The organism is Streptosporangium sp. NPDC004379 (genome assembly GCF_042873875.1).
In the GTDB taxonomy this organism is placed as follows: domain Bacteria; phylum Actinomycetota; class Actinomycetes; order Streptosporangiales; family Streptosporangiaceae; genus Streptosporangium.
In genome coordinates, this window is the sequence record NZ_JBIAMC010000002.1 from 132,616 (window position 1) to 159,036 (window position 26,421).

At 73.8% G+C, this 26,421-nt stretch carries 21 protein-coding genes; 4 read left to right on the forward strand and 17 right to left on the reverse strand.

Translation table 11 applies throughout. The annotated features are described in order from the left end of the window. Positions 1-48: 48 nt before the first annotated feature. From ACFYSC_RS04670 to ACFYSC_RS04730, 13 genes are all read right to left on the reverse strand, one after another. Positions 49-984, reverse strand: coding sequence for a CU044_5270 family protein (locus ACFYSC_RS04670; RefSeq protein WP_389956637.1), 936 nt, complete (start codon positions 982-984; stop codon positions 49-51). Positions 985-986: 2 nt separating this feature from the next. Then, positions 987-1,586 (reverse strand): RNA polymerase sigma factor, encoded by a 600-nt coding sequence (locus ACFYSC_RS04675; RefSeq protein ID WP_389956639.1) that lies wholly within the window; start codon positions 1,584-1,586, stop codon positions 987-989. Positions 1,587-2,147: 561 nt separating this feature from the next. After that, positions 2,148-3,743, reverse strand: coding sequence for a hypothetical protein (locus ACFYSC_RS04680; protein ID WP_389956641.1), 1,596 nt, complete (start codon positions 3,741-3,743; stop codon positions 2,148-2,150). A 143-nt stretch (positions 3,744-3,886) separates the two neighbouring features. Then, the gene (locus ACFYSC_RS04685) at positions 3,887-6,508 is read right to left on the reverse strand and encodes a hypothetical protein (RefSeq protein ID WP_389956644.1); all 2,622 of its coding nucleotides are present in this window, start codon (positions 6,506-6,508) and stop codon (positions 3,887-3,889) included. Positions 6,509-6,585: 77 nt separating this feature from the next. Then, positions 6,586-6,978: a (deoxy)nucleoside triphosphate pyrophosphohydrolase gene (locus ACFYSC_RS04690; protein WP_389956648.1), complete on the reverse strand. Its 393-nt coding sequence runs from the start codon at positions 6,976-6,978 to the stop codon at positions 6,586-6,588. 11 nt (positions 6,979-6,989) lie between these two features. Next, positions 6,990-8,051, reverse strand: coding sequence for an NlpC/P60 family protein (locus ACFYSC_RS04695; protein ID WP_389956651.1), 1,062 nt, complete (start codon positions 8,049-8,051; stop codon positions 6,990-6,992). 43 nt (positions 8,052-8,094) lie between these two features. Beyond that, a complete protein-coding gene (locus ACFYSC_RS04700; protein ID WP_389956654.1) occupies positions 8,095-8,766 on the reverse strand; it encodes a hypothetical protein in 672 nt (223 codons plus the stop codon). A gap of 2 nt (positions 8,767-8,768) precedes the next feature. Beyond that, a complete protein-coding gene (locus tag ACFYSC_RS04705) occupies positions 8,769-11,246 on the reverse strand; it encodes a type IV secretion system protein (RefSeq protein ID WP_389956656.1) in 2,478 nt (825 codons plus the stop codon). Continuing rightward, a complete protein-coding gene (locus ACFYSC_RS04710; protein WP_389956659.1) occupies positions 11,243-13,735 on the reverse strand; it encodes an ATP-binding protein in 2,493 nt (830 codons plus the stop codon). Before ACFYSC_RS04710 ends, ACFYSC_RS04705 begins: the two co-directional genes overlap by 4 nt. A 168-nt stretch (positions 13,736-13,903) precedes the next feature. Continuing rightward, positions 13,904-16,183 (reverse strand): TcpE family conjugal transfer membrane protein, encoded by a 2,280-nt coding sequence (locus ACFYSC_RS04715; RefSeq protein ID WP_389956661.1) that lies wholly within the window; start codon positions 16,181-16,183, stop codon positions 13,904-13,906. Between the two features lie 46 nt (positions 16,184-16,229). Next, positions 16,230-16,520, reverse strand: coding sequence for a hypothetical protein (locus tag ACFYSC_RS04720; protein ID WP_389956664.1), 291 nt, complete (start codon positions 16,518-16,520; stop codon positions 16,230-16,232). 129 nt (positions 16,521-16,649) lie between these two features. Beyond that, positions 16,650-17,687: a conjugal transfer protein gene (locus ACFYSC_RS04725; RefSeq protein WP_389956667.1), complete on the reverse strand. Its 1,038-nt coding sequence runs from the start codon at positions 17,685-17,687 to the stop codon at positions 16,650-16,652. Positions 17,688-18,219: 532 nt separating this feature from the next. Then, positions 18,220-19,023 carry an SDR family NAD(P)-dependent oxidoreductase gene (locus ACFYSC_RS04730; RefSeq protein WP_389956670.1) on the reverse strand — a complete coding sequence of 268 codons (804 nt, stop codon included), beginning with the start codon at positions 19,021-19,023 and terminating at the stop codon, positions 18,220-18,222. Positions 19,024-19,123: 100 nt separating this feature from the next. On the opposite strand from ACFYSC_RS04730, the gene ACFYSC_RS04735 reads away from it, so the two are divergent. Continuing rightward, entirely contained in the window at positions 19,124-19,714 is a 591-nt protein-coding gene (locus tag ACFYSC_RS04735; protein ID WP_389956673.1) for a TetR family transcriptional regulator, read from the forward strand. A 338-nt stretch (positions 19,715-20,052) separates the two neighbouring features. Continuing rightward, positions 20,053-21,033: an alpha/beta fold hydrolase gene (locus ACFYSC_RS04740; RefSeq protein ID WP_389956676.1), complete on the forward strand. Its 981-nt coding sequence runs from the start codon at positions 20,053-20,055 to the stop codon at positions 21,031-21,033. A 127-nt stretch (positions 21,034-21,160) separates the two neighbouring features. On the opposite strand, the gene ACFYSC_RS04745 is transcribed toward ACFYSC_RS04740, so the two are convergent. Next, the gene (locus ACFYSC_RS04745) at positions 21,161-21,754 is read right to left on the reverse strand and encodes a helix-turn-helix domain-containing protein (protein ID WP_389956679.1); all 594 of its coding nucleotides are present in this window, start codon (positions 21,752-21,754) and stop codon (positions 21,161-21,163) included. 267 nt (positions 21,755-22,021) lie between these two features. On the opposite strand from ACFYSC_RS04745, the gene ACFYSC_RS04750 reads away from it, so the two are divergent. After that, a complete protein-coding gene (locus tag ACFYSC_RS04750; protein ID WP_389956682.1) occupies positions 22,022-22,624 on the forward strand; it encodes a class I SAM-dependent methyltransferase in 603 nt (200 codons plus the stop codon). A 117-nt stretch (positions 22,625-22,741) separates the two neighbouring features. On the opposite strand, the gene ACFYSC_RS04755 is transcribed toward ACFYSC_RS04750, so the two are convergent. From ACFYSC_RS04755 to ACFYSC_RS04765, 3 genes are all read right to left on the reverse strand, one after another. Beyond that, complete coding sequence (locus tag ACFYSC_RS04755) at positions 22,742-22,834, reverse strand: type II toxin-antitoxin system YoeB family toxin (protein ID WP_389956684.1); 93 nt, start codon at positions 22,832-22,834, stop codon at positions 22,742-22,744. Between the two features lie 92 nt (positions 22,835-22,926). Next, positions 22,927-24,015 carry a redox-regulated ATPase YchF gene (gene ychF, locus ACFYSC_RS04760; protein ID WP_389956687.1) on the reverse strand — a complete coding sequence of 363 codons (1,089 nt, stop codon included), beginning with the start codon at positions 24,013-24,015 and terminating at the stop codon, positions 22,927-22,929. Between the two features lie 11 nt (positions 24,016-24,026). Next, a complete protein-coding gene (locus ACFYSC_RS04765) occupies positions 24,027-24,926 on the reverse strand; it encodes a hypothetical protein (RefSeq protein ID WP_389956689.1) in 900 nt (299 codons plus the stop codon). A gap of 129 nt (positions 24,927-25,055) precedes the next feature. Here ACFYSC_RS04765 and ACFYSC_RS04770 point away from each other — a divergent pair, with 129 nt between their 5' ends. Further along, the gene (locus ACFYSC_RS04770; protein ID WP_389956691.1) at positions 25,056-26,369 is read left to right on the forward strand and encodes a DNA recombination protein RmuC; all 1,314 of its coding nucleotides are present in this window, start codon (positions 25,056-25,058) and stop codon (positions 26,367-26,369) included. Positions 26,370-26,421: the final 52 nt, after the last annotated feature.

Sequence of the window (26,421 nt, forward strand, 5' to 3'; positions counted from 1 at the left end):
TTTTTCACCGGGAGGAGACCGTACGGCCGGCGTGCGCGCCGGGTCCCGTCAGTGAGCCGTCTCCGGCAGGTCGTCCGTCCACTCGGCCTTCTCCGTGCGGATCGCGCCGTCCTTCCCCGGCTTCGTGGAAGCCGGGGTGAAGGCCGACTCGCGTAGCCGCGCCGCCTCGACGTCCACCACCAGCTTGATCTCACCGTCCGAAACCTTGAGCAGCAGGCTCTCTCCCCCGTCGGCGGTCCCGAGGCTCCGGACGTCGGGCAGCGCGGCGAGCGCCCGGAAGGCGGCCTCGCGGACCTCCGGCGGTGCGGGCATGCGGGACAGGACATCGAGCAGCGGGACGTAACGGGCGGCCTCCTCGTTGAGCACCCCCGTCGCGTGCTCGGTGAGCCACGCCACCAGGTCGTCCGGACCCGTGGGGAGCCCCTGGATCTGCTCATAGCTCAGCCTGGTGCCCTCCAGGTCGAACCCGTCGGTCCAGTGCCCGTGGCCGCCGTCGTTCTTCTCGACCTCGCCCTTCCCGCTCCGCCGGACCCAGGACCTGCCGTCACGCGCGGTCCAGGTCTCCACGGACGACGTCGCCGGTTCCTGCCCGGGCACGGTGTCCGTGTTCACGGTCTTGACGTACCAGTAGGCACCCGGTTCCTCGGGAGCGGCCGCCGCGGCGGTCGCCGCGGCGAGCAGGATCTGCCGCCCCGACCTCTGCACGACGGTCGTCGGGCCGGCGGAGACGGCGGAGGTGACGGCGGGCGCCCCCGCGGGCCCGGCGACCACGACCGTGACCGCCGCGGCGCCCGCGGCCAGGGCCGCCGACGCGGCCAGCAGTATGCGTGTCCTCGACGGCAGGAACCGGCGGTCGCGCCGCGCCGGCGCGGCCGGAGAGGCGACGGCATGCCGTACCAGGGCCTCGCGGGCGGCGGTGTGGGCGGCGTGGGAGGGAGCGGCAGGCCGGGGCCTGGCCTCGTGCAGCATCTCGAGGTCGTCCATTCTCAAAGCTCCTTCTCTGTGGTGGCCGGTCCGATGTGGTCCAGTGCGGCGCGGATCCTCTTGCGGGCCCGGTGCAGCCGGGTGCGAACGCCGGCGGAGGTGATGCCGAGCGCCTCGGCCGCCTCCTCGTGGCTCAGTCCGGCCCACGCGACCAGCAGCAGCGCGTCCCGGTGGGCTTTGGAGACCTTCGCCAGGGCCGCCATCAGCGGCTCACGGTGCGCCTGGGCGTCCAACCGGCCCGCGACCCGATCCGCGTGGTCGTCGTCGACGTCTCTGAGGTGCGTCCGGGAGAGCGCCCGGTAACGCCGGGCCTCCGCCCGGTGGTGCCGGGAGAGCAGATTGGTGACGATCCCGTACAGCCAGGGCCGGGCGTCGTCGCGGGACAGGTCATAGCGTTTCCGGCGGTCGAACGCGATCAGGAAGGTCTCCGCGGCCACGTCGTCGGCCAGGCTCGGACCCAGCCGCTGCGCGGCGAAGCCGTGGATCTGGAAGTAGTAGCGGTCGAAGACGACGGCGAAGCTTTCCGGGTCGTTCCAGGATCGTTCGATGATCACCGCGTCGCTGAGCCCTTCGGCGGTGGACACCTGGGGCGCCGCCGTCATGGTCGGCTCTCTCGTGTCATCGGCTGCCTTCCGTGGTTCGAGTGGTCGCGCTCCTTCGCCGATGCACGGAAAAGCGTTTCACCGGTGACCGCGGCGCCGCCGTCCACGCCGGGACGCGCCGGCGGAGAACGAGAGGCGACATCGGTGGTCGCCGATCCGCCGACCGATGAGGAGCCGACGGTCCCGCCGGCGTTCGCCGCCTACATCGTCGACACGCGGCCGGTACGCGCTCTCGGCACACGGTTCCGGGGCGTGGTTCCGGCACGCGGATTCGGCACGCGGACTCGGCACGCGGACTCGACGCACGGTCCCGGCGCGATCTCGGCACGCGGACTCGGCACGCGGACTCGGCACGCGGACTCGACGCACGGTCCCGGCGCGATCTCGGCACACGATTCCGGCACGCGGGCTCGGCGCAAGGTCTGGGGTACGAGGTTCCGGCGCGCGGTGTCGCCGCCACCGAGTCGCTCCTACGCGACGGCGACGCCCGGTCTCCCGGACGGCCCCGGCGGGACGCACGTGCCCGCCCGCACCGTCAGCGGACGTCTGGACGGGGACGCGTCAGGACGAGCGGCGGAAGAGCCCGCGCTTCTTCCTGCCCTCGGCCCCCTCCGGCAGGGGATGGGTCACCGTACCCGTGAGCCCGGTGTCGGAGGGTGTTCCGGGAACGGGCCCCTGGCCGACGGGAGCTCCGGGAAGGGCCTCATGGCCGGAAGGTGTTCCAGGAACGGGCTTCTGGCCGGAGGGAGCTCCGGGAACGGCCTCCTCGCCGGAGGGCGTCCCGGAAACGGCCTCGGGACCGGCGGCGGCCTCGGCGGAGCCGGGCTCCCGGGCCGGCTCGAAGAAACCCCGGGTCCGGTCGCCGGGCTCATCCTGCTCGGGGAAGGACGGCGTGCCGGCGTGATCGGCCCCGGACTCACCGATGGGGCCGGGGCGGTCGGCCGTCCCACGGAACAGGTCGTCGTCCGTCTCGCGCGGCAGGAGATCGCCGGGGCCGGCGGGCCGGGCGGCCGGGCCGGGGAAGTCGTCCTCGTCCAGGGCGTGGAAGGTGCCCGGCACGTCGGGCGCCATCGCCTCGTCGTGCACGCCGTACATCCCGTCGTGCCCCGCCGGACCGTACGGCTCAGCGTACGGCGGATATCCGGCGGATGCGTGCTGCTCGTGGCCCTGCGGCGGGTACCCGGCGGGTGCGTGCTCATGGCCCGGGTGGCCCGGCGGCAGGTAGGCCGTCTCGTACGGCTGCCCGCCGTACGGGTGCTCGTACGGCCGGCCGTACGCCTCGGGGGCGTAGCCCTCGGGGTACCCCTGCGGATACATGTGCATGGGCACCAGGCTGACGATCGGGGCGTAGGCCGTGCCGCCCTGGTAGGCCGGCGGGAAGCCCGGCGCGGCCGCGTAACCCGGACCGGCGGGATAGCCCGCGGGGCCGGCGGGATAGGCCACGGGGTCGATCGGGCCCCGGTAGTCCGCGGCGCGGGGACCCGCCCGGCGGACGGCCGCCGCGTGGGCGAGGCGGCGCAGCCTGCCCTCGAAGATCAGTACGGCGAACAGCACCAGCAGCACCAGGATCAGCGCCGGGATGGCGAGCTGGCCGCTCAGCGTGGCGCTGTCGAACTCCGAACCCGCGTTGCGGATCTCGTGGCGGACCGGCGCGGAGGCGGGCTCCTCGAACGGGGTCTCGCTCGGCGGCGGCGTGGCGGTGGGGACCGCGGTCGGCTGCGTCTGCGGCTGCGTCTCGGTGCTGGGGAAGGACGGATCCGGGTCGCTGCTCGGCGGCGCCACCGGATCGTTGGCGGGGGTGGTGGGAGGAGGCACGACGGGAGCCGCGGAGGTCTGCTGCGGAGGCGGCACCGTCACGGTCTCGTGCACGGTCTTCGTCGGCTTCGGCGTCTTGGGCTTCTTCGGGGGGACGATGACCGTGGTGTGCACCGTCCGGGGAGCCGGCTTCGGAGGAGCGGGGGGCTCCTCCTCGGGGGGCGCGGTGACCGTGACCGTGACGATCGGCGTGGGCTCGTCGGCGCACGGGGCGGAGGGGTCGGTGTCACACCCCGGGATCTCACCGGGGGTGTCGGCCACCAGCATGGTCGCCGGATCGGAGATCGGAGCGGTGAGCGGCGCGGCAGCCAGAAGCACCGCCCCGCTCAGTCCGAGAGACATGGCGACGGCAGATAAAGCCGCCGTCCGTCGCGATCGCGCCAACCCTGCCCTCCGCGAATTTCCCAGCCTTAAACCCGCCAAGGAAATACTAGTTGGGCAAAAGTAACAGTAAACCGCTTTCTACGATACGGGCCGCCGATTTTCTACGATGCGGGCCGCCAGTTACGCCGGCGCTGGATCCTCATCCGGAGCCAGAGCAGGAGCAGCAGACCACCGACCGCCGCCCCGACCGCGGGCAGTCCCCGCACGTCGGACAGCACTGAGCTCGAACTGGTCGCGGCCTCGATCTTCGCGCTCGACCCGTCGAGCTCCCGGGGAAGCGGCGCTCCCGGCGGCATCGCCAGCGGCGACGGAGCCCCGGGCACGCCCGGCGCGAGCGGGGCCCCCGGGACACCGGGGGTCATCGGCGCTCCGGGACCGCCCTGCTGCGGGTAACCCTGCTGCGGATAGCCCTGCTGCGGGTATCCCTGCTGGACGGGCGGCTGACCCATCTGACCCGGCTGACCCATCTGGCCGGGCTGACCCATCTGGCCGGGCTGCTGGGGCAGCACCGGCATCTGGCCCGGCGTCATCTGCCCCTGCGGGAACATGGGCGGAGGTCCCATCTGCGGCGGCACCTGGGGAAGGACCGGCATCCGCTGGGGCACCGGCGCCATCTGGCGAGGCATCGGCGGCATCTGCTGGGGCATCGGCGGCATCACCGGGAACTGCCCCATCTGCTGAGGCATCTGCTGAACCGGGGACAACCGCATGCCGACGGCCCCCTGCCTCCGGGCCGCCCGCTGGGCCGCGCTGTTCCTGAGCGTCGCCCTCCGGCCCTGGAGCCTCGGGACGGCCTGCGGCTGGGTCGCCATCGCCGTCCGCGGCACCCGCGGGCCCTGGGCGGAACCGCGAGAAGCGCTCCCCTGCCCCGGTGCGACGCCGTGCTCCTGCACGACGGGCGCCTGCGATGCGGGGTCCTCGTAGACCGGGAGGTTGCGCCGGGACGCCGGGATGTCCTCCAGGACCATCGGCATGCCCCGCTCCTCCGAACCCGCCTGCCGGGGGCTCGAACCGGGGTCGGCGGCGAGGATCCGGGTCTCGGGCCGCACCGCGCCGTTCTGCGCGGCCGGCCCGCCGGGCGTGAGGGCGGCCGTACCGGGTGTGAGGGCCGTACCGGGTGTGAGGGCCGTACCGGGTGTGAGGGCCGTACCGGGTGTGAGGGCCGTACCGGGTGTGAGGGCCGTACCGGGCCGGGAGAGCAGGGTCGTCGGCTCGTCCGGAAGCGCCCCGGTGGCCTGGCCGGCGTCCTGCACGCGCTCCCCGAACATGCCGGGCATAGTCTCGGGGACCGCCCCGGTGAGGGCGGAACCGCCGGTCAGCGGCGTCCGGGCGGTCCCGGCGGAACCCGCCGCCACGCCCCCGGAGCCCGCAGAGCCCACGGCTCCGGCGGCTTCCGTCCCGGGGCGCACCGCGTCTCCGGCGCTCCCGGTCACCGCGGTGCCCGCGGCGTTCCCGGTGAGCCCGGCCGCGCCTGTGCCCCGGGTGCCCGTGCCCCGGGTGCCCGTGCCCCGGGTGCCCGTGCCCCGGGCGCCGGCCTCCTGGAGACCTGTGCCCTGAGCGCCGGCGCCCCGGACCTCTCCGGTGCCCGTCCCGGTTCCGGAGGTCGTGACGTCACCGGAGCCTTCCGAGCCCGGGACGGCTCCGGCCGCATCGGCGCTCCGTGCGCTGCCCGGAACCGGGATGCGCCCACCGGCAGCGGAGGCACCCGCCGCCGCGGCGCCGTCCGAAGCACCGGTCGAGGCGCTGTCCGAGGTCCCGTTCGAGGTCCCGTTCGAGGTCCCGTCCATGACGTCGCCCGCGGCATCGGAGCGCTGCGCGGTCCGCGCCGCCGGGATCCGCATCGTGGTCCGCGCGGTCCGGGTGACCCACTCGCCCCGGGCGTCGCGGATCCGCGCCACCGCGGTCAGCTGGACCTGGCCGGCCTCCTCCGGCGCGCGCAGCACCACGTCGACGGGCACGTGAGCGCCGGCCCTCTCCATCGAGCAGGTCAGCGCACCCCCCGCCGCCCGGCCGTTCTCCGCCTGGGCGTCCACCGGAGTCTCCGCGGCCTCCCCGGCCGAACCGGCTGCCGAACCGGCCATCGGACCGGCCGCGACGTCCCGGGCCCCGGTGGCGCCCGGAGCCTCCGCGGTCCTCTCCACCGGACCGGACACCGGAACCGCGCCGACGCCCCGGAACCCGGCGGCGTCCGCCGTACCGCCCGCCGGTGGGGCGTCCACCGCGGGTTCTGCCGCGAGCGGTCCTCCGCCGGGTCCGGCCGCCGGGTGGGCCGGGTGGAAGGCCGCCGCGCGGGCGCCTCCCGCCGCGGGAGCCCCCGCTTCCTGCGCCCCCTGTGCTCCCTGCACGTCGGGCGCGCCCCGCGTGCCGGCGGCCGGGACGTCCCGGCCGGACCCCTCGGTCAGCGGGGCCCCCTCCGCCGCGGCCCCGCGCGGCGGGCAGCCGACGTCCTTGAGCGCCTCCGCGGGCTCCGAGGAGACGGCCAGCCACGCCTCGTCACCGGCCCCCTGCAACCAGAGCCGGAACCGGAACTCGTCGGCGGCGGCCCCGGACGGCGCGGCGGAGTCGCCCGCCGTCACCGCCGAGGCGTCCGCCGCGACCTCCCCCGGCGTCGACCCGGCCGACCCCGGTGTCACGTCCGCGTACGCGGCCGGGACGCCGCCCAGGATGAGGGCCCCCGCCCCCACCGCGGACACGACCCGGGCACGCTGCAACCACTCGGTCACCGCATCTCTCCGATCCCCCGTTACGAACGCGCGTCATCAGCACGTTGAGCAACGACAACCCTACCGTGAGTAGCGGGTCAGATACCGCCAAGATGACCATGTACGGCGCGCACGATCGGCAGGTCCGCGGGCAGCCACTCCACGTCGAACAGCTCATGGGCGGCCAGCCAGCGCAGTTCCAGGTGCTCCTTGGCCTCCGGCTCCCCCTCGGTGATCCGCGCCATCCAGACCCGGAGCACGTAGTCGCCGGTCAGCGGCCAGTCGCCGCCGACCTGGACCCCGGCCGCGACGATGACCCCCAGCTCCTCCAGGCACTCGCGGACCAGGGCCGTCTGGTCGTCCTCCCCCGGATCGACCTTCCCCCCGGGCAGCTCCCAGCCGCCGGCCAGCTCGGGCGGCTCGGCGCGCTGGGCGGCGAGCAATCTGCCGTCGCCGTCGAGGATCGCGGCCCCGACGACGACCTTCTTCACGCGGAACTCCTTCAGCCTTGCTCCTTCAGTCTGAGCTGTTCGAGGACCTGCGGGTTCTGCAGCGGGCGGGTGTACCCGACGATGCCGGTGCGGTCGCGGTAGGTGGTCACCTTGATCGGCCCGCACAGTGTGCACCGTGCCTCCACCATCTTGCCCGGCGAGACGACCATGCCGACGTGTCCCGGGTTGTTGGCGCTCGTTCCTGGCCCAGCGTTGAAGAAGACCAGGTCACCGGGTTGCTCCTCGCCCGCGTCGACCCGCACCCCGAAGGGCCACTGACCGAAGGTGGTGCGCGGGATCGTCAGGCCGGCGCTGCGGTAGGCCATGTAGATGATCCCCGAGCAGTCGAAGGCGTCCGGCCCGGTGCCGCCCCACACGTACGGCTTGCCGCGCTGGGCGAGCGCGTACTGCAGGATCTGGGCCACCGCCTCGCTGGGCGCCGCCTGCACCAGCGGCTCGTCGCAGGCGGGCTCGGCCTGCGGCGGCACGGCGACCGCGCCGTCCTCGGCGTATCTCCGCGCGATCTCCATGACCTGGTCGACGTACCACCAGGCCCGGTTGTAGACGAACAGCGACCGCCGCACGTCCTCCGGCGCGCCGTTGCGCTTGAGCATCTTCGCCGCGCCCAGGATGGCGTCGGCGGGGTTGTACACGTCGGCCCAGCCGTCGCCGTCGCCGTCGGAGGCGTAGCCGTTGAACTTCGAGGGAATTTTGATCTTCGCCTTGCCGCCCCACGTGCCGATCAGGAACTGCATCGGCCCGGCGGCGCCGGCGTAGTTGGTGCCGCTGCGCACCCCGGGCAGGGTGGAGCGGCCGTGGTCGGTCTCGCGCTTGCCCACCCCGGCGAGCACGTTCCACTGCACGCCGACCTGCTTGCCGTACTTGCGGTACAGCTTCAGGTAGTCCGCGGGGATGTCCGAGGCGGCGGCCTTGGACTCGGCGCTGACGTTCTTCACGGCCGCCTCGCAGTCGGGCAGCCCGCCGCCGCCGACGATCGACGGGAACGTGCTGACCATCATCATCGGCGCCATGATCAGCGTGAGCAGGCAGACCCCGGCGACGCCGAGGATCAACGGGATCCGCGTCCTGCGCCCGGCCCTCACCGCGGGCCGCCGTTCATCCGTCCTCCCCTGGCGGCGAGGTGCGGTCGTCCCCCTCCTGGCCCGCGTCGGCCGGCTCCAGGTTGTGGACCCGCCACTCGGTGCCGACCTCGATGAGCGTGACGGCGTAGTCGTCGGTCAGGCCCCGGGGCCCGGCCTTGGTGGTGATCTTCTGGGTGCCGGTGACCACGAAGGTCACCGAGGTGTCCTGCACCTGCCGGATCGCCTTGACCTCGGCGCTGCCGACCGAGACGACCTGGTCGGCCTTGTTGGCCTCGATCGTGCCGGGCGAGGAGAAGGTGCGCAGCAGGACGTCGGCGAACTCGGTCGTGGTGTAGCCGCCGACCCGGTCGCCGTAGGCCGCCGGGTCCTCGTCGTAGCGGTAGGTGCCGTACGCGGCGGTGAACCGCCGGGCGTAGTCCGCGGCCGCGGCGAGCTCCTGCTTGGTCATCGGCAGGTAGGAGTAGACGTCGAAGGGCGCGTCGCTGGCCGTGGCCGCGGGGCGGGGCGGTTCGGCGCTCACCCGCGCCCGCGCCTGCGCCGTCGCCCGGTCCGCCCGCGCCGGGTCCTGTCCGGCCGGTTCCCCGCCCGGCTGCCCCGACATCATCGTCAGGTAGACCCCGACGCCGGCGAGCATCGCGACCAGCACCGCGAAGACGAGTCCCCGGCGGTTGCCGCCTTCTGCCATCGTCAGTCCGCCTCCGGCTTCGAGGCGCGCAGCCAGAACGGCGCGGGCGCGTCATCGGCCTGCCTGTCCCGCTCGGAACGGCTGGGCAGCCAGAGCGGGGGAGCTTCGGACCGCCGCTCGGACCGGCCGGGATCGCGCCTGGAGCCTGAGGAGCCGCCGGAGCCGAACAGGCCGCCACCGGACCCCGAGGAGCCGCGCGAGCCGCCCGACGACCCGCCGGAGGAGGAGCGCGACGAGCCGCGCGAGGAACCGCCGGAGGACCCGCGTGAGGGCGGATCGGAACGCCGGGACCCGCCGCCACCGCCGCCGCCGAAGAGGCTCGCGCCGCTCCGGCCGCCGCCCGAGGAGGACGGCGCCGCGGACCGGCCCGCCGTCGAACCGGACCCGCCACCCGGGGAGGAGCCGCCCCGCGGGGCCCAGCCGCCGCCGGACCGCCCGCCGAACCAGCCGTTTCCGCCGCGGCCCCCGGAGGAGCCGCCGGACCTGACCGTGGACCCGCCGGACCCGCCGGACCCGCCGGACGCGCCGGATCCGCCCGCCGTACGGCCGGACCCGCCGCCCACCGCGCCGCCGGCCGCCCCGGAGAGGTTGAGCGGCGGCGCCGCGCCCGGACGCGCCGCGGTGACCGGACGGCCCCCGGCCTTGCGCCGCCCGCCCCCCTGGGCGTCGGTGTCCAGCGGCGCGGGCTGCGCGCCCGCCGGGACCCGGGTGCCGGAGGGCGTGCCCGCCGCCGCGCCGCCGTCCTCGCCGCGGACCCTGCCCTGGGCGACCGCCGCGGCCGCCGTCGCCGCGGACGCGCCGGTGGCGAGCGCCGCGGCCTGCAGCGCGGGTTCGGCCTTGCGCATGCCCCAGCGGCCGACCCGGGCCGCCGCGACGGGCGGCAGCACACCCGCCGCCCGCTGTAGGGTCGGCGCGGTGGCGGCGTCGCCGAGCACGCGGGTGGCGAGCGTGTGGCCGTCCATGGAGGCGAACAGGTGCTGGAACGGCCGCCGGTAGAAGAACACCGCGATCGTCAGCAGGGCCATGAACATCACCTGCATGCCCCACGGCATGGCGGTGGAGATGATCAGGGCGTAGCCGTACACCAGGACGCCGAGTACCAGGGCGAGCACCGCCTGCCGCAGCAGCGTGCCGACCAGCATCTCCACCCAGCGCATCGCGATGATGCGGCCGGAGCCGGGATGCACGCCGAGCAGCAGGAAGATCGGCCCGAGGATGAGCAGCAGCAGGAACCCGACCTTGAGCACCAGCAGCGAGACCGCCACCAGGAAGATCAGCACGCCCGCGACCATCGCGGCCAGCAGGGCGCCGATCGCGATGCCGAGCCGGCTCGTCCAATCCTTTCCCTGGAACAGGAAGAAGATCGGCGTGTTCTCCAGAGGCTTGGCGATCTCCTCCTCGTACCGTAGCTGGTGGGAGTTGGTCGCGGGCAGCTGCGCGGCCCGCATCTCGGCGGCGTCGATGGCCTGGATGTCCAGCAGCCTGGGAGCGAGCTTCTGCACGACCGGGGCGGTCGCGTCGGCGGTGCCGAACTCGCCCATCAGCCACGGCTTGCAGACCAGCACCGACCAGAGCGCGTCGGCGTTCTGCTCGACCCCGGGGACGCCGGCCTGGCCGTAGCCGCCGGACCTGACCTGGGGAGCGGGGTCGTCCTTGGCGGGCACGCAGGAGGTGCCGCCCGCGCCGGGCAGGCCGGAGAAGGCCGAGTTGACGACCTCGCCGGTCTTGTCGGTGACGACCTTCCCCAGCGAGGTGAAGTCGCCGGGGCGGCTGAAGAACCAGACCGCCACGGTGACCGCGAGGACCATCCAGATGACGCCTTCGGCGGTGGTGGTCGCGCGTTTGCGGATGAGGCCGTACCAGGCGAGCCAGATGGCGCCGAGGATCACGACCGGCCGCAGGTACGGCCAGTACATGGCGTTCGCCAGGTTGGTCACGATGTCGTCGACGACATCCTTGATCGACTCCAGTGGGCCCTCGGTCGCGGCCGCCTGGTAGGTGGTGATGGTCAGCCGGTCGAGCGACTTGGCCCAGGAGAAGACCGTGTTGGCCCAGGCGTTGCCCAGCACCGCCGCGACGTCGTCGCAGCCCAGGTTGTAGGTGTGCCAGAACTGGCCGCTCATGCCGTAGGTGGCGTAGTTGCCCTGCGCCGCGGCGGTCGTCCCGGGCGCGGCCGGGGCGGGCGTCGGCGTGATCGACGCGCCCGACGCCGCGGGCCGGTCCGGGTCCGGGGGCTTGACCAGGCCGTCCACGCCCGAGCCGACGACCTCGGGGGTGAGGTCCGGCGACAGGTCGCAGGGTGCGGCGACGGCGACGGACCCCTCCCCGGGGAACACCAGGGGCAGCGCGAGGAAGGCGGTCAGCGCCACCAGCGCGATGGCGATCCGCCTGCGTAGCCGGCTGCGGGGACTTCTCTTTCCCTTCCGGGAGCCCCCGTGCCCGCCGCGGGACTTCACGTGCCCCTTGCCGGAGCCCTTCATGAGCGCACCTCCACCGCCACGGCGCCCTGCCTGCTGACTCGGTCTCCCCCGGGCTGACCCTGGGGGTCGGCCGGGGGCCTCTCGTGGGTCGGGTTCGTGTCGAGCCAGCGCAGCAGCTCGTCGGAGATGAGGTCCACCCCGATGCGGCCTGCGCGGCCGTCCAGGTCGCGGAAGACGCACTCGCCGTTGCCGAGCGAGCGCAGGACCGCCTTGTGCTCCTCGGAGGGCTCGACCCCGAGCAGCGCCATCACGTGGCCGACCTCCACCCGCTCGGTGGACCGGAACGCGAACACCGACGACAGGCAGTTGGTCACCTGCTCGCTCAGCAGGTCGCCCGCGTTCTGCGAGACCAGGACCAGCGCGGTGTTGCGGGAGCGGCCCATCCGGCTCACCTCGGGCACCAGCTTGGCGCCCTCGGGGGTGGAGGTGATCGCCCACGCCTCGTCCAGGAAGATCGCCTTGGGGGTCCGCCGGTCGAGGCCGTTCATCAGGCCCCGGGCGAACTGCGCGACGAGGTAGAGCAGAGCCACCGACAGCCGCTGCTCGTAGGAGTAGTCGTCGCGGCCGGTGGCGGCGTCCGGGAGGGTCAGGCCGCCGAGGGTGAAGACCGTGGTCCAGCCCTCGGTGTCGATCTGCTCGCCGCCGGAGGGGTCGAAGCAGAGCCGGGCCAGATGCATCTCCGACATGGAGCGCAGCACCGCGCCCAGGTTCTTGGAGGCGGCGTCGTCGGTCTGCTCCAGGAACTCCACGACCTTCGCCAGCGAGGGGTCCTCACCGTTGGCGACCGCCGCGACCGCCTGGATCATCGCCGACTCCCGCTCCTCCGACATGCGCGGCAGCAGCAGGCGCAGGGTCTCGCTCGCCATCGTCTTCTTGGCGGCGATGTCGTCGCCGAAGGAGAACGGGTCCAGCAGGCCGGGGGCCGCCGAGCCGAGCGGGATGATCCGCGCCCTGCGGCCCCGGTTGCGCAGCAGCTGCACCAGCGACTCGGCGTCGCCCTTGGGGTCGATGACCGCGACCGTCACGCCGCGCAGCGCCATCTGGTAGATCATCAGCAGCGCCAGCGTGGTCTTGCCGCCGCCGGGCTCGCCGGTGATCGCGATGGCCGTCGGGCGGTTGCGGGTGGCCGCCACCAGCGGGTCGAAGTGCACGATGCTGCGCGCCCGGCCGAGGGTCTCCCCGATGTACGGTCCCATCCACCCGGCGCCCGACTCGTCCACCCGGTCGCCGAGGTCCACGGTCGCGGTCGGCATGCCGCCCGCGATGGTGCGCAGCGGCTGCCGCTGGGCGTAGGCGTTGACCCGGACCCGCTCGCCCGGCAGCGCCTCGCAGAACAGCGAGAACTGGTCGCCGGTGGAGTTGACGATGTCGATGCCCATGTCGCGGTAGTGCTCCACGACCGCCTCGACCCGCTGCACGCAGATCTCCTCGGTCGGGGCCGACACGATCAGCCGGTGCCAGCCGTACACGAACGGCAGGCGTTCCTTGGTGATGCCGTGCTCCAGCATCCGGGCCGCGTCGATCTGCTCGGCCAGCGCCAGCGGCGCCTCGGCGCCCGCCTCGCGGATGTGGATGTCCATGTCGCGGGCGTGGGCGAGCTTGCGCGCGACGTCCTTGCTGGCCTTGACCGGCGAGATCAGCCGCATCCGCGACGAGACCTCCACCGGGAACGGCAGCTGGTCGGCGAAGTGCATCCACGGCTCGCCGTCGGGGAACGGCATCAGGTCGGGGAAGCGGGCGAACGACAGGTGCGCCACGTAGGAGTCGCCGTACGGCTGCTCGATCCGCAGCAGCGACCTGCCGTTGTGGATCTGCCCCTCGACCAGCGACTCGATCTCACCCTGCCCCCACCTGCGCTTGGGGCTGGCCGAGGCCGGCGGGTCGCCGAGGGAGCCGGTCGCGGCGTGCTGGAACAGCCAGGCGATCTCGGTGGAGGTGGCGTGCCGGGCGTACAGGGCGCTGGCCGACAGCGCCCGGCCCAGCCGCTCGGCCTGCTCGGTCCACCGGGCGACCTCGGTCCTGGGGACGTGGTCGTCGTCGATGCCGAGGGCCTTCTCGCCGCGCTGGTAGAAGCCGAAGATCTGGGAGAGCACGCCGTCGCCGACCTGCCTGCCGCGCGGCCCGAGCCGCACGCCGAGGTAGACCTCCTTGGACCAGAAGTCCTTGGCCCACACGTGGCGGTACATGTCCTCCAGGTAGTCGCGCCAGCCCGGCCCCTCGTCGGAGGTGGCGTTCAGCGCCATCGCCCACTCGGCCGCCGGGTAGGTGCGGTGCGCCACCCGCAGGTGCACCTCGGCGTCCGGCATCCGGATCGCCGCCAGCGCGATGGTGATGTTGGTGGCCAGCGCCTCCCGCTCCTCGGGGGTGACGAACTCGTAGCTCACCGTCGGCAGCCTGAAGTAGGCCCAGACCGCCGAGTCGGTCAGCAGGATCCGGTCGTCGAAGTACCGGACCGCGAGACGGCTGTGCGCCCGTGACGCGCGGCTCACCCGATCCCCCCCGTCCGGCCCCCGGCGTGACCCGCCGGCCGTACGGCGCGACCCGCCCGGCCACCCGTCAGGCGTACGGCGCCGGTCCGCCCGCCCGTCCGCCCTGCGCGGCCGTTCACCACGTCACCTCGTCACGCCCGTACACCACGTCTCGTCCCGCCCGGGGGATCACTTGGCCAGCTCCTCCTCGCTCGATCGGACCGTCTGTGCCGTTCCGAGTCCCGCGACCACGACCCCGGCCAGTGCGAGGTACGCCCGGCGGCCGGCAGTCCGCAGGTGGGACGGCTCGACCAGCTCGGACCTGCCCGGGGCCAGCTCGTCCTCCCACGGCACCCGCACGATCGCCCGGCACCTGCCGCGCGCGACCGCCTCGGCCTGCTCGACGTCGCCCATGCTGCGGCGGCTGACGCCGTTGACCACCAGGACCGCGCGGCGCCGCAGGTCGGCGCAGCCGTGCCCGTCGAGCCACTCGTAGGTCATGGCCACCGCGTCCGGGCCGTCCTCGCTGGCCGGGACGACCAGGACGAGCTGGTCGGCGTAGGGCAGCACCCGGGCGGCCAGCGCCGCCGCGGGGTCGACGACCACGAGCTTGTAGTGCTGCTCCAGCGTGTCCATGGCCTGGCCGAGCCGCCGGTCGGAGAAGAGCGTGCGGTCCGCCAGGCGCTGTTCGGCCCCGGCGTCGCTGTCGCCGGCCAGCACCTCCAGGCCGGAGGCGCAGCGGCTGGTGTAGGCGCGCATGCCGAGGTATCCGTGGACGGTGTCGAGGCCGGCCAGCAGCGAGGTCAGCGTCTCGGGCGACTCGCCCCTGACCCGGCTGGAGAGGTTGTGGCGGCCCACGCCGGCGTCGACCGCGAGCACCCGGTCCTCGCGGTGCCGCGCGAGGGTGTGCCCCAGCATGAGCGCGGTCGTGGTCTGCCCCGCGCCGCCGGTGCAGCCCAGCACGACCACCCGGCGGCTGCCGGGGAACGGCGCGGTGGCCCGCGCCTCGTCGATCTCCGAACCGTCCGTACGGCCTCCGCCGCCGGGCCCGACGACCACCTGGGCCAGCCGCCGCCACCCGCCGGAGGAGTCACGGCCGACGACCGACTCCACCCGGCGGATCCGGGCCGCGCCGGAGACGGGCTCGTCGCCGCGGGTGGTGCGGGGCACCGGCACCGCGGGCGCCACCGGGTCGGCCGCGGGGCCGGTCGCCGAGGGGACCGCGCGGATCGGGACCCCGCCGGAGCGCGCCGGGGGGCGCTCCGCGGGTCGCGCCGGAGGATGCTCCGCGGGGTGCTCCGCCGGCTCGGGGGGATGTCCGGCCGGCTGCCCCGAGGGGTGCTCCGCCGGGTGCCCGGAGAGGGGTTCCGCGTGGCGCTCCGGGGACCGCGTCCGCCGCCGCTCGGCGAACCGCTCCAGCGACGCGGGCGCCTGCTCCCCGTCCCGGCCGGCGCCGTCGGCACGGCCGGCTCTCGGGTTCGGGACCTCCTCGGCCCGGCCCACGCGGCCTGCCTCGTCGGCGCGGCCGGCCTCCGCGGAGGCGGCGAGCCTGCGCAGCCGCCGCAGCGCCTCGGTGTCGATCGGCGGTGTCGCGGCGGACGACCCCCCGGAAGCCGCGGGCCGCGCTTCGGGAGCGGCGGGCCGCTTCCCGGTGAAGACCGTGCGCGTCTCCGCGGCGGCGGGGGCCTCCCGGGCCGCCGGTACGGCGCGCGCCGGGTCCGCCGGGCCCGCCGCCGGGCTCATCGCCCGCACCGGCGCGGTTCCGGCCGCGGCGGGCGGGCGCGCGGCCGGCGGCTCGGCGCGCGCGGGCGCTGCGGGATCCCCGAGGGGCGGAGCGGGCTCGGCGGGGCTCCCGAGGGCCGGAGCGGTGCCCCGGCGCGCGGCCCGGACCGCGCCCCACGCGGCGCGGCCCCGGCTCGTCTGCTCCCCGCCGATCGTCTCCGCGGCGTACCCGCGGGCGGTCGCGTCCTGGGTGGCCTCCAGGGCCGCCGCGGCGGCGGCCGCCACGGCGGGACGGACCTCGCGGGGGGAGGCGGCGCGCCCGGCCTGGGTGTGCCGGGCCTTGCGCGCGGACTTCACGCGGACGTCGGCGGCCCGCCGGGGGGCGGCCCGCCAGACCTTCCCGGTCAGGGTGATCTCGGTGGGCTCGGCGACCGGCGCCATCCGGCACCAGGTGCGTGGCTCCCCCATGTAGCGGGTCTGCGACTGCAGCAGCTCGGTGAGCCGCTTGCTCTCGATGACCGGGCGGGTGGACAGCCAGGTCACCACCCCGGGCGGCACGATGTAGAGCACGTGCCAGGGGGCGTCGAAGGGCAGGCCGAGAAGCGCGAGCAGCAGCGACCAGGGAACCGCCACACCCACGAACACACCGATCCAGACAATGGGAAGCGGCATCGGCAGCCGTAGGTCGTACAGCTTGTAGAGCCGCTTCTCAATCCGCCAGATATTGGTATACGTGGGCAGATCCACGCGCTCCTCCTTTCCGCCTCTCGTTCTCTGACCGCCTGACGCGGTCTCAACCCCCCGTGATGCCCAGTGCGCCCGCGATCGCCTTGGCCGTCACCTCGATGATGTTCGGCACGTAGAAGATCACTCCGATGGCGATGGCCAGGATGATGAACTGCACGAACCTGGTGATCTCCCTGGTGAAGAGGAAGAAGAGGGCGACGACGGAGACGACGACGAGGAAGAGCGGGGCGAAGAACCTGCGGAGGAAGTCGGCCAGGCCCTGGGTGTTGACGCCGGTCGGAGGAGCGGTCGGCTGAGCGAGGTCGATCGCGCTCAGCAGGATGGTCTTCAGGGTCACTTCTCGTCCTCCGTGCTCATGATCGCGCTCGCCGGGCGGTCACGGGTGCGTGACACGCGCGCCGGGACCCGCCTGCCGCCGGCTCGCCGATCAGGGGGGGTCTGTTCACTGTGCTCCGGCACCGTTCGATCATGAGCTCCCCACAGACCGCTTCGCGCCTCGGATGTCCTTGACGAACCACTTGTCGCCCTGTTTGACCACGGTGAGCCGGTAGGACTGCTCCAGCTTGCCGTTCATCTCCCCGGGGTCGGACGTGGTGGAGTCCGTGGAGGAGCCGGAGCCCGAGGGCACGCCCCACACGACCGTGGCCGTCACCTCGCGGGTGGCGCCGCCGACGAGCGGGACGTCGAGGTCCTTGAGCTCCGCGAAGGTGAAGGCGCCGCCGAACCCGTCCAGGGTCACGCCGGCGGCGGCGTACCGCTGCAGGGAGACGGTGTCGCCCGCGGCGTACGCCTTGAAGAAGTCGGCCAGCGGGGTGCGCAGCTCCTGCTCGGCGGCCTCGTCGCTCTCCGGCGCGGCGACCGGGGGCAGGTTGGCCGGGGCCGGGGCGGGGAGGATGCCGGGGCGGCCGGAGACGACGAGCCTGCCCTTCTCGGCGTCGTAGTAGACCGGCACCGACAGGAGCTGGCGCCGGTTGCCCGCCTGGAACGCCATGGTCACGACGGCGTTCCGGTCGTCGACGATCTCGGTGTCGTACGGCTGGACCGCTCCGGCGGCCATTCGCCCCAGCCCGTCCCAGCCGAGCTGCGGCTCGGCGGCGTCGGGGAGATAGGGGGCCAGCCTGGCGGCCCTCTCCGAGGCCCGGACCGCGTCGAAGTTCAGGTAGACCGCCGCGAACTGGCTGGCGAAGGAGGTGGCCCGGCCGACCGGGAACCCGGAGTCGGCGGAGACGGCGGACGGGCCGCTCACGGCGGTCTGCCCGGTGGCGCGCTCGAAGATGGCGCGCACGCCGTTCACCACGATGACGACGATCAGCGCCCAGATGACGATCCGGCCGACCCAGACCAGCCACCGGCCGCCTCCGCCGGACCAGCGGCCCCGCGAGGCGCCGCGCCCACGCGCCGGGGCCGGGTCGAGCTCCTGATCGTCGAGGGAACCCGGGTACGCCGACAGCTCGGCGTCGCCGGTGATCCGAGGATCACGCTGGAGCGCTGCCCTTCGAGCCATCATTCCTCCGCTCGCGCCGATCCCCCGGCCGGCGCGGTTTCGTATTACCCGCGACCCCGTTAACCATGGTCAAGGACTTACTCTAACCGCCTCGCCGATTGTTCCAGGAAAGCCACGCCTATGCTGCAGGCATCGTCCTTACCGAGCAAACCGGGTCTGGGACGCCGACGGCGCGGTGACCTGCGCCGTTCGCGGAGAGAAAACATATTCCTCCAGGTCGGCGCATGCCTCGATTACTGAAACGCCACGCATTGCTCACCAAACAGCACCGAGACTGTCCCGACCTGCGCATTTATCCCGGAAAGCATTACTCAGCGTCACTGAATGACGAATCGGACCTGCTCAGCCGAGCAGGCCCGCCGGGAGGTCGCGGCGCGGCAGGCACCCGCGAGGCGCCGGGCCGCGTGCCCGCGGGGGAACGGCCGCCCGCCCCGGGACATGCTCTCCCCCGGGCGCGCGGGCGTACGGACAGCGCCACCGGCGACCCGGCCGGGCCCCGATCCTTTCTCGCGGACGCGCGGGCGCGCGGAGTTCAGTCGCCGGGCGGGAGCATGGCCCGGCGTCCCGGAGCGGCAGGGGACTGGACGGTCATGCCGCCGTCGACGACGAGGAGCTGCCCGGTGAGGTAGCGCGACTCGTCGGAGGCGAGGAAGACCATGGTGTGGCCGATGTCCTCCGGGGCACCGAGGTAGGGCAGGGCGTTCGTGCGCTTGAGGTCGTCGACGACGTCCGGGGGCAGGTTGTCCAGCAGAGCGGGGGTGACCACCGCGCCCGGCGCCACGGCGTTGCAGCGCACGCGGTGCGGGCCGTACTGCACGGCGATCGACTTCGTGAGGTTGATGACGGCGGCCTTCACCGCGCCGTAGGAGATCTGCACGACATCCCCGACCAGGCCGGCCACGGAGGCGGTGTTGATGATCGAACCACCGCCGGCCCGGATCATGTGGGGGATGGCGTGCCGGGAGCCCAGGAGCGTGCTGCGCACGTTGAGGGCGACGGCGCGGTCGAACTCGGCCATGTCCAGCCGCAGCAGGTCCAGGTCCGCGCGCGGGTCCGTGCCGCCGACGTGGTTGCAGAGGACGTCCAGGCGGCCGAACTCGCCGACGGCGGCGCCCACCATGCCCGCCACGGAGTCCTCGTCCATGACGTCCACCGTCAGCGGGAGCGAGCGGCCGCCGGCGGCATCGACCAGCCGGGCCGTCTCCAGCGCGGCCTCCCCGTCGCGGTCGGCCACGGCGACCAGGGCGCCCTGTGCGCTCATCAGCCGCGCGGCGGCGCGGCCGATGCCGCCGCCGGCTCCGGTGATCAGCGCGACCTTCTCCTTCAGGCGGTTCATCGAACGGTCCCTCGCTCCCCCATCGGCATGTCAACAGTGATGACATCGTATGTCATCTATGATGACAAACCTCTTCGGCGGAAAAGGAAAGGGGCCGTCCATGACGGTGGGACCGCAGGTCCCGGCACGCCGCCGGTCGGCGGCGGCGACCCGGCGGGCGATCTCCGAGGCGGCGCGCGAGCTCTTCGCGGACAACGGCTTCGAGGCGGTGGGCATCCGGGTCATCGCCGCCCGCGCCGGCGTGGACGCGGCGCTGGTCATCCGTTACTTCGGCTCCAAGGAGCGGCTCTTCCTGGAGGTCATGGCCGTCGACCTGCCGATGACCGCGATCATGGAGGGCCCGCTGGAGAACCTCGGACCGGCCCTCGTGGAGCATGTGCTCGACCTGTCCTCCTCCCCCGCGGGAACCCTGGCGGTGACCTCGCTGTCCGCGCTCTTCCGCGCCTCGGAGCGGGCGCCGGTCCAGCAGACCCTGCGCGAGACCATCGAGAGGGCCTTCGCCGTCCCACTGGCCGGCCGGCTCCGCGGCGGCGACGCCGAGTTGCGGGCCCATCTGATCGCGGCCCAGATCGGGGGTCTGCTCACCTCCCTGCACGTGGTGCGGGACCCGGTGCTCGGCCGTGCCGACCGGGCGAGCCTGGCCGCCCGGTACGGGGCGGCCATCCAGCGCCTCGTCGACGGCGAGGACTGAGCCGCCCCGGCCCATACAGACGGCCGCGCTCCGACGGTACGGACGTCCCCGCCTCGCCCTCCACGGCCTTCGGCTCGCCGCGGCCGGTGAGTCTGCCGTCAGGAACCGGCGCTCTCGGCGCATGCGGCGCCTGACGCCCCCGGAGACCACCCGGCGCGTTCCACCGCGGTGGAACGGATTTGCTGAATCCGCAAACGAATTCGCCATCCGGGCGGAATCCTCCGCATGCTCGGTGTGCCCGGCGTGCTCGGCATGTTCGGCGCCGAGGCGGTCGGGGAAACGGAACGACGGACGGAGCCGCTGGGGCGTTGAAGGCCGGCGGTCCCGAAGGAGGGCGCATGTCGCGACAGGCCATGGAGATCACACATCGATCGGTGTCCTCACCGGGGGGCCGGATCCACATCGCAGAGCAGGGAACCGGGCCGCTGGTGCTGCTCGTCCACGGCTTCCCGGAAACCTGGTACTCCTGGCGCCACCAGATGCCGGCGCTCGCGGCAGCGGGATATCGCGCGGTCGCCATCGACGTACGCGGCTACGGCCGCTCCTCCGCACCGGCCGCGACGGACGCGTACCGGATGCTCGACCTGGTGGAGGACGGCGTCTCGGTGGTGCACGCCCTGGGCGAGGAGACCGCGGTCGTCGTCGGCCACGACTGGGGCGCCACCATCGCCGCGACGTCCGCCCTGCTCAGGCCGGAGGTCTTCCGGGCGGTGGGACTGCTGAGCGTTCCCTACACCCCGCCCGGCGGGCCCCGCCCCAGCGACGTCTTCGCGCGGCTGGGCGGGGACGAGGAGTTCTACGTCTCGTACTTCCAGGAGCCGGGCCGCGCCGAGGCGGAGATCGAACCCGATGTACGCGGCTGGCTCGCGGGCTTCTACGCGGCCCTGTCCGCCGACACCATGCCCGCGTCCGGCGCCCCCGATCCGCACTTCCTCGGCAGAGGGGGGACGCTGCGCGACCGTTTCCCCGCCGGACGGCTGCCCGCGTGGCTCGGCGAGCGGGACCTCGACGTCTACGCCGGAGAGTTCGAACGCACGGGCATGACCGGGGCGCTCAACCGCTACCGGAACATGGACCGCGACTGGGAGGACCTCGCCGCCTTCGAGGGCGCCCCCGTCACCCAGCCGTCCCTGTTCGTCGGCGGCGCGCTGGACGCCTCCACGACGTGGCTGGCCGACGCGATCGAGGCGTACCCGGTCACGCTGCCCGGCCTGCTCTCCTGTCATCTCCTCGACGGCTGCGGCCACTGGGTCCAGCAGGAGCGTCCCGCCGAGGTCAACCGGCTCCTGACCGACTGGCTCGCCGCCCTGCCCGCCTGACGGATCCGCCTGACGTGCCCGCGCGCCACCCGGCGAGGTGGGCACCCGGCCGGATGACGGGCGGCACCGTCCGGACCGTCGCTCCCTGTTCACGGGCGGAGCCGGCCGGGGTCCGCTTCCGCACCGGTCAGAGGCCGTCGGGGCGGTAGCGGGCCCGGATGTGGACGCGTTCCCCCTGGGGGCCGAAGATGCTGAGGAACTCCACCGGGCGCTCGTCGGCGTTGCCGAACCAGTGCGGGAGATGGGTGTCGAACTCGGCGACCTCGCCGTCCGCGAGGACGAAGTCCCTGTCGCCGAGCACGAGGCGCAGACGGCCGTTGAGGACGTACAGCCAGTGGTATCCCTCGTGGGATCGGGGGGCGGGCTCGCGGCCGTCGGTCAGGCCCGCGGGAAGGATGTGCTTGAACGCCTGCAGGCCGCCGGGTTTGCGGGTCAGGGGGACGATGGTCACGCCGTCGCGGGTGACCGGCTTCGGGTACACCCGGGGGTCGAGATCGGCCGGGGCGCCGACGAGTTCGTCGATAGGCATCCGGTAGGCCCTGGCCAGGGGCAGCAGGAGTTCGAGGCCGGGCCTGCGGTGCCCGGACTCCAGCCGGGACAGGGTGCTGACCGGGATGCCGGTGGTCTCGGACAGGGCGGTCAACGTGACGCCGCGGCGACGGCGCAGTTCGCGCAGCCGGGGCCCGACCGCGGTCAGCACGGTGTCGAGGTCATCGTTCATACGACCACTGTGTCCACATTTTTGCATTTTCTGCAAAAAAGTTTGCCGGGAGGGCGAAACGGGGGCACCTTGGCGGCGAAGGTGGCCGCGACGCCCGGGGGTTCCCGGGCGGCGACGGCGATCAGCACGAGGCGGCGGCGACCGGTGCCGCCGGAACCGGCGGGACGCGCGACCGCGACCGGCGGGACGGCGGACCCGCGACGGCGGCCGGCCCGGCGGCTCGCCGGGCCGGCCGCCACCAGACAGACCGACGAGAGGACCGAGCCCATGAACGCAGACCAGTGGGACGAGATGTATCGCAGCCGCGACCGCCTGTTCAGCGGCAACCCCAACGGCGTGCTCGTCACCGAGATCACCGACCTGTCGCCGGGCCGGGCGCTCGACGTCGGGTGCGGTGAGGGCGCCGACGCGCTCTGGCTGGCCCGGCGCGGCTGGCAGGTCACCGGGATCGACATATCCGAGACCGCCCTGCGACGCGCCGCGGCCTCCGCCACGGACGTCGAGGACCGCGTGGCCTGGGAGCGGGCCGATCTCATGACCACGCCGCCCCCGGCGGGCGCCTTCGACCTGGTGTCCGTCCAGTACTTCCCGCTCCTGCGCCGGGCGGGCCAGGCCGCGCCGCGCGGTCTGCTGGACGCCGTCGCCCCCGGCGGCACCCTGCTCTTCGTCACCCACGCCCTCGCCGACCTGCCCCCACACCCGGAGGGGGACTTCGACCCCGCCGGCTACTACCAGGTAGACGACATCGCCCGGCTCCTCGACCGCACCTGGGACGTCCTCGTCGACGAGACCCGCCCCCGCGTCGTCCCGCCGCCCGCCGGCACGCACCACGCCCACGACACCGTCCTGCGGGCCCGGCGCCTGCCGTGACCCGGACCCGGGAAAAGCCTGAGGGCCCGGCTCCGAAGAGCCGGGCCCTTTCCGGCCCGCGTCTCCGCAGGACCGGCGGCGTGGCGCCGGCGGGCATGACTCGAACGCACCCAGCGATCAGTAGCGGTAGCCGGGGGCGAGAGTGATGATCTCCTTGTCCGTGACCAGGTAGACAAGGCGGTGCTCGTCGTCGATCCGCCTCGACCACACCCCGGGCAAGGCGAAGGGACCGGCCCCCGAAGAGACCGGCCCCTCGCCACCGGTGAACCCGACAGAACACCCGGCCCACGTGAACGAATCGATCAGACGTTGAAGCGGAACTCCACCACGTCGCCGTCGCGCATCACGTAGTCCTTGCCCTCGATGCGGGCCTTGCCCACCTGGCGGGCGGCGGCGATGGAGCCCGCCTCGACCAGCTCGTCGAAGGAGACGATCTCGGCCTTGATGAAGCCCCGCTGGAAGTCGGTGTGGATGACCCCGGCCGCCTCGGGGGCGGTGGCGCCCCTGCGGATCGTCCAGGCCCGGGTCTCCTTGGGGCCGGCGGTCAGGTAGGTCTGCAGGCCGAGGGTCTCGAACCCGACCCTGGCGAGCTGCGACAGACCCGACTCCTCCTGCCCGACCGACTGCAGGAGCTCCAGCGCCTCGTCGTCGGAGAGCTCGACCAGCTCGGACTCGATCTTGGCGTCCAGGAACACGGCCTCGGCCGGGGCGACGAGCGCCGACAGGCGGGCCCGCAGCTCGTCGTCGGTCAGCTCGTCGGCGTCCAGGTTGAAGACGTACAGGAACGGCTTGGCCGTCAGCAGGTGCAGGTCGCGCAGGTCGGCCGGGTCGATGCCGGCGCCCTTGGCCCCGGCGTACAGGGTGGTGCCGCCGTCGAGGAGCTTGACCGCGGCCTCGGCCGCCTCCAGCGCGGCCCGGCGGTCCTTGTTGGTCCGGGCCTCCTTCTGAAGACGCGGGACCGCCTTCTCCAGGGTCTGCAGGTCGGCGAGGATCAGCTCGGTGTTGATCGTCTCGATGTCGCGCTCGGGCGAGACGGCGCCGTCCACGTGGGTCACGTCGGGGTCACCGAAGACCCGGATGACCTGGCAGATGGCGTCGGTCTCGCGGATGTTGGCGAGGAACTGGTTGCCGCGCCCCTGCCCTTCGGAGGCGCCCCGGACGAGGCCGGCGATGTCGACGAACTCCACCTTCGCCGGGAGGATCTTCGCGGAGCCGAAGATCTCGGCCAGCTTCTCCAGGCGCGGGTCGGGAACGCCGACGATGCCCACGTTGGGCTCGATGGTGGCGAACGGGTAGTTCGCCGCCAGGGCGTTGGCGGTCTTGGTCAGCGCGTTGAAAAGCGTCGACTTGCCTACATTGGGAAGTCCGACGATGCCGATGCTCAGGCTCACGTCAGCCGAGTTTACGGTGAATCACGCACTGCTATCCGCCGGAGGCACGTCACGGGGCGGTAGACGGCCTGTCCGCTCGTCTGCAGATAGCGGTCGGAGCCGGGCGGACAGAGGGCGGCGGCGGTGGTCCTGGCCGTCACCTTGGCCCACGCGCGGGCCGACCCGCAGGGGATCCTGCCGAGCGCGCCACGGGCCTCGGCCCGGCCACGCGGCTCGGCCACGCAGTCCCCCACCGCGGGGATCCTGCCCTCCCGCCCCAGGCAGACGATCGTACGGGGACCCGCGGCGAGGGAGTCGAGCGTGGCCGCCGGACACTGCCCGGCCCGCTCCACCACGGCCAGCGCCCTGCCGTACCAGCCGCCGGAGGAGCACGGGCGCTCCCCGCCGCGCGCGGTCACGCAGTCGCCGGCGCGCAGCACCCCGCCTCCCGCGCCGGGGTCGCCCGGATGCGGGGCGGCCAGGTTGCGGACGCACGCCGTACGGCTGTACGAGGCCGGCGGCGAGGAGAAGCCGGGGGTCGGGGAGACCGGCGGCGCGGACGATCCGGAGACCTGGGAAATCGGCGGCGCGGACGACCCCGAGGGCGGGGACGGCGGGGCCGGGGTGGTCCCGGCGGGGACCTCCATGAGCCCGACGATCTCGTCGGTGTCGGCCGGGCAGTCCTCGGGCCGGTCGCCGACCACGGACAGCACCCGCCCGTCGGCCGACCCGCACGGCACCAGGCCGAAGCGGACGCCGTCCCGGCTCACACAGGCGCCCCGCTCCCACGCCAGCGAGAGGGCGCCCGGGGCGGGACGCGGGCTGGTGCGCCCGGAGACGTACACGCTCGCGGCGACGATCGCCGCCAGCACGGCCAGGATCGCGCCGACGAGGGCCAGCGCCGTCTTCGGCTGCGAGCCTTTCGCGCCCATCGGATCATCACCTTCCGCGCATGAACAAGTACCAAGAGTGACGATACGTGCTCTCGCAGGTGAAATGCGTGACCGGCCGGAAAGGCGTGTCGGAAGGCCGGGAACGGCCGGGCCTGCGATCATTCCGGGGTGGATGTCACGGCACTCGTCTTCCAGCTCGCCATGGGCCTCGCCGCGGGACTCGCGATCGGGTTCCTGCTCGGCAGGGCGCGCGCCTCCTCCGGCGCGGCGGAGGCGAGCGCCCGCGTGGCCGACGCCGAGGCGCGCGCCAGGGCCGCCGAGGAGAAGGCCGCCTACGTCGAGGAGCAGCTCGCCGAGCGGTTCCAGGCCCTGTCGGCCCGCGCCCTCGACGCCAGCAACCTGCGGTTCCTGGAGATGGCCGAGTCCCGGATGGCCGCGGGCCGCGCCGAGGCCGCCGGAGAGCTGGAACGGCGCAAGCAGGCCGTCGAGCACCTGGTCGAGCCGCTGAAGGACACCCTCGCCCGCGTCGAGGCGCAGCTGCGCGACGCCGAGTCGGGCCGCCGCGCCGCGCACGCAGAGCTGGCCAGGCACATCGACATCGTCCGCGAGAGCAACGACCGGCTCCGCCTGCAGACCGACACGCTGGTCCGCGCCCTGCAGCGGCCAGAGGCCCGGGGCCGGTGGGGCGAGCTGCAGCTGCGCCGGGTCGCCGAGATCGCGGGCATGCAGCGGTTCTGCGACTTCGACGAGCAGGCGAGCGTCACCACCGCCGACGGCGCGCTCCGCCCCGACATGGTCGTACGGCTCGCCGGCGGCAAGAACGTCGTGGTCGACTCCAAGGTCTCCCTGGCCGCCTACCTGGAGGCCGCCGAGTCCGGCGACCCCGGCCGCAGCGCCGCCCGGCTCGACGCCCACGCCCGGCACGTGCGCGAGCACGTGGACCGGCTCGCCGCCAAGAGCTACTGGCAGGCGTTCAGCCCGGCGCCGGAGTTCGTGGTGCTGTTCATCCCGGGCGAGGCGTTCCTGGCCCCGGCGCTGGAGCGCGACCCGGAGCTGCTGGAGCACGCCATGCGGCGGCGCGTCCACATCGCCACCCCCACCACGCTGATCACCATGCTCCGCACCGCGCAGTACGCCTGGCAGCAGGCCGCGCTCAGCGAGAACGCGCGGGCGGTCTTCGACCTCGGCAAGGAGCTGTACGAGCGGCTGGGCAGCATGGGGCGGAACGTGGAGACGCTGGGCCGGTCTCTGAGCCGGGCCGTGGAGTCCTACAACCGGGCCGTCGGCTCGCTGGAGACCCGGGTGCTGGTGAGCGCGCGGAAGCTGAACGACCTGGGGCTGGTGGAGGGCGACCTCGACGCGCCCCGTCCGGTCGAGGACCTCGCCCGCGCGCTCACCGCCCCGGAACTGCTGGGAGAAGAGGGGCTAAGCGCGCCTCTTGTGTCCCGGTTGAACGGTAAGTTGGCGAACGACCTGTCCTAGCCTTTCCCTCATCGCCGCGAGCCCCGGTGCCGCGGCGCGGGACGCGGCGACG